Source organism: Leisingera sp. F5, assembly GCF_001593695.1.
In genome coordinates this window covers 1-3275 of the sequence record NZ_LUKH01000259.1, presented here as the reverse complement: position 1 = coordinate 3275, position 3275 = coordinate 1, and the positions used below count along the sequence as shown (strand labels likewise).

Annotated in this window: 4 protein-coding genes; 2 read left to right on the top strand and 2 right to left on the bottom strand. The window is 63.8% G+C overall.

Going from position 1 to position 3275, the window contains the following annotated elements; genetic code table 11:
* Both A2I95_RS28455 and A2I95_RS28450 read left to right on the top strand, forming a co-directional pair.
* A partial coding sequence (locus A2I95_RS28455; RefSeq protein ID WP_291735319.1) for an NAD(P)H-dependent oxidoreductase occupies positions 1-191 on the top strand: 191 nt, incomplete at its 5' end.
* A gap of 124 nt (positions 192-315) precedes the next feature.
* Complete coding sequence (locus A2I95_RS28450) at positions 316-1068, top strand: aspartate/glutamate racemase family protein (RefSeq protein WP_027257252.1); 753 nt, start codon at positions 316-318, stop codon at positions 1066-1068.
* Here A2I95_RS28450 and A2I95_RS28445 read toward each other — a convergent pair.
* Both A2I95_RS28445 and A2I95_RS28440 read right to left on the bottom strand, forming a co-directional pair.
* Complete coding sequence (locus tag A2I95_RS28445) at positions 1065-1592, bottom strand: prolyl-tRNA synthetase associated domain-containing protein (protein ID WP_291735317.1); 528 nt, start codon at positions 1590-1592, stop codon at positions 1065-1067. The two genes, A2I95_RS28450 and A2I95_RS28445, sit on opposite strands and share 4 nt — an antisense overlap.
* 107 nt (positions 1593-1699) lie before the next feature.
* Positions 1700-3275: elongation factor G (locus tag A2I95_RS28440; protein WP_291735315.1), on the bottom strand; the 1576-nt coding region annotated here is incomplete at its 5' end.

The window sequence follows — 3275 nt, the reverse complement described above, 5'->3', positions numbered from 1 at the left end:
CCATCATCGCGGTGGCTTCCGGCGGCACCCAGGCGGGTTCTGACATCGATTTTGCCACCACCTACCTGCGCCACGTGCTGGGATTCATCGGTATCACCGAGGTTGAAATCGTGGCCGCTGACGCCCTGATGGTCGACGCTGACAGCGCCCTGGCCAAGGCAAAGAATCAGATCGACGCGCTGGCGGCCTGACCCCCTGCTCCGCCCAGCGCATCTGCCGTCAACCGCACCCCGGCTGGCGGCATTTTAACGTTTGGCAGCCTGCCCGGATCTGTGCAAGTTGGCCGCAGCACATTCGCAAGGCACAAGCATTTCCATGAAGAAGATCGGCATCCTCGGCGGCGTCGGCTGGGCCTCCACTCTCGATTACTACCGCGCCATCTGCGAAGGCGCCGGAGCGTTCTTTGCAGCCCGCGGCGCAGGTTCTCCGCTGCCGGTGCCGCCGATCACCATTGAATCCGTAGTGCAGGCGCAGACCAGATCCTTGCGCGGCCGCCCCGGCGATGAAGCCAGCTGGGCCGCTTTTGATGCTGTCTTCCGCGAGGCGATGCTGACGCTGGAACGCGCGGGCTGCGATTTCGCCCTGATCGCCTCCAACACGCCGCACGCCCGGCTGCATGCGATCCGCGACGGAGTGATGATGCCGATCCTCAGCATCTTCGACGCAACAGCAGAAGCCACAGCGCAAACAGGTGCCACCCGGGCGCTGGTGCTGGGTACCACCGTCACCATGCAGGACCGCAATTACGCCAATGTGCTCGCCGCACACGGAGTCAGCGCCAACGATCCCCTGCCGCAGGCCGAGATAGCCGAAATGCAGGCCATGATTGACGAGGATTTCTATGGCGGCGCTTCCGCCACCGCGCAGGCGCGCCTACTGCGCTTCAGCGCCAAACACGTCAAGCCCGGCGACGCCATTCTGCTGGCCTGCACCGAGCTGCCGCTGGCCTTTCCCGATCATCTGGATGATGTCAGCTTCAAGGCCGGTGGCTTCCTGTTCGTGAACCCCTCAGCCGCCCATGCCGCCGCCGCGCTGGACCTGGCGCTGGAAGACGAACGGCCCGGTTAGACCCAGCGCACCTCGACGCCGGTTTTCTCAAAAAACGCCATCACATCCGCCCCCGCCATCGCCACCGTGCGGTCATTGACCAGCGGATGCATATAGATCACGTCTGCGTCTTGCGCCTGCGCGTCCAAATAAAAGGTCACGCCCTTTTCCGCGCCGGTGATCATTGCCAGCGGGCTGACCGCGCCGGGGCGGATGCCGAGATTATCCAGCAGCCGGTCAGCCGAGCCGAACGACAGGTTGCCGGCCCCGATCTCCGTGCCCAAGCTTTTCAGGTCGATCTCGCGGTCCTGCTGCAGCGTCACCAGATAGTTCCGCTTCTTCTTGTCGCGCAGATACAGGTTCTTCAGCCGCAGCGCGTTCTCACCCGGCACCATGAACTGCTCCTCGACGCCCTTGGCATCCTCCACCGTGCGCAGCGGCACATGGGTATGCAGCTGATAGGCAATGTCCCAGTCGTCCAGCTGCCTCAGCAGCGCATCCGAGGAAATGGGCAGACTGTTCTGATAAGCCGATGACGCATCCATGATTTTTCTCCGCAAGCCATTCCGGGTTGTTGCGCAGATCACGCAAAACGGCACCGGGGCGCAAGAGCTGTTCCGCCGCCTGCGCCCCGTTTTGCGCCAGTTCGCTGCTATGCCTCGGCGAAATCCGCCCGCCGCGCCTCTTCATAGTGGTCGAAATCGGTGCTGAACCAACCGGTGCCGCGGGTAGCGCTGGCCAAGGTACTGCACAGATCATCCTGCGCCGACATTGGCAGCAGCGTCTCGAACACATCCCAGCCAGCCACGCCAACCTCAGCCTCGAACCCCAGGATCTGACCTTTCATGCCGCTCACCACCGGCACCAGTCCGCCGGTGAACACCGAGGGCACATGGATATTCACCCGCATGATTGGCTGCAGCAGCACCGCGCCGGCCTCAGACATAGCCTCCCTGACTGCGTTCTTGCCCGCAGTGCGGAAGGCATAGTCGGAACTGTCCACTGAATGGTGCTTGCCGTCCTTCAGCGTCACGCAGACATCCACCACCGGATGGCCGTTCAGCCCCTGCGCCAGCGCCTCGCGCGCACCGGCCTCGACCGAGGGGATATAGTTTTTGGGCACAGCACCGCCCTTCACCGTCTCCTCGAACACAAATCCGCTGCCCCGTGGCAGGGGCTTCACCTCGATCACCACATCGGCGAACTGCCCGGCGCCGCCGGACTGCTTGCGATGGCGGTGATGGACCTGCACCGCTTTCTTGATGGTCTCGCGCAGCGCCGGCGGCACCGGCCCTTCCTCCACCTCGACCCCGAATTCCTCTTTCAAGGCCTGCTTGATGCGGCGCATATGCAGCGGCCCCTGCAGATTCAGCAGCACATGGCCGCTGGCCTCATCCTGCCCCACCACCAGCGCCGGGTCGATTTCCGCCAGACGCTCCAGCGCGCCGGACAGGCGGACATCGTCCCGTTCATTTACCGGGGTGATCAACCGGCGGAAGGTCGAGGGCCGCGGCTGCGCCCAATCCGGCAGCGGAGCTGCTCCATCGCGGCCATAAGCAAAACCCAGGTTGAGGTGATCGGATTTCACCGCCTGCCCCATATCGCCCGGTGTCAGGCTGGAATTTGCCGCGGACCCGACGCCCGTCAGCGACCCAAGCGCTGCGCCGCCGACAGATACACCGTTGCCGACACTGCCGTCCAACGCCCGCACCATCACGGTCTTGCCCAGGTGCTTGACCAGATCCGCCATGCAACCCACCGCCACCACACCGCCGTCCTGCGACAGCCGCTCCAGTGCCACACCAACATCCGGCGCTTCGTGGCGCAGCGACTTCATCAGCCGCATGATCCCATTCTTATGCTCGGCAGAGCCCATCAGCGCCGGGATCAGGTCATTGTGCTGCAGCACCTTGGTGGCCACCTCATAGGCCTCTTCAGCCATCACCTTCTGATCCTCGATCAATTCCTCCAGCAGCGTGTCGTCAAAATCTGCCAGCGCTTCCAGAAGCTCGGTGCGGGCCTCCTGCTCGCGCGCGTACATGGCCACCGGCAGCTCGATCAGCGCCGAAGTCTTGCCCTCCTGATACTGCCAGGCGCGCTCCGAGATCAGATCCACAGCACCCACAACTTGGCCATCCTCGCGGATCGGCACCTGCCGCAAGATGATGTTGTGGCTGCAATAGGCCTGAAGTTCGGCAACGATTTCCGCCACGCGATCCGCCGCCTGG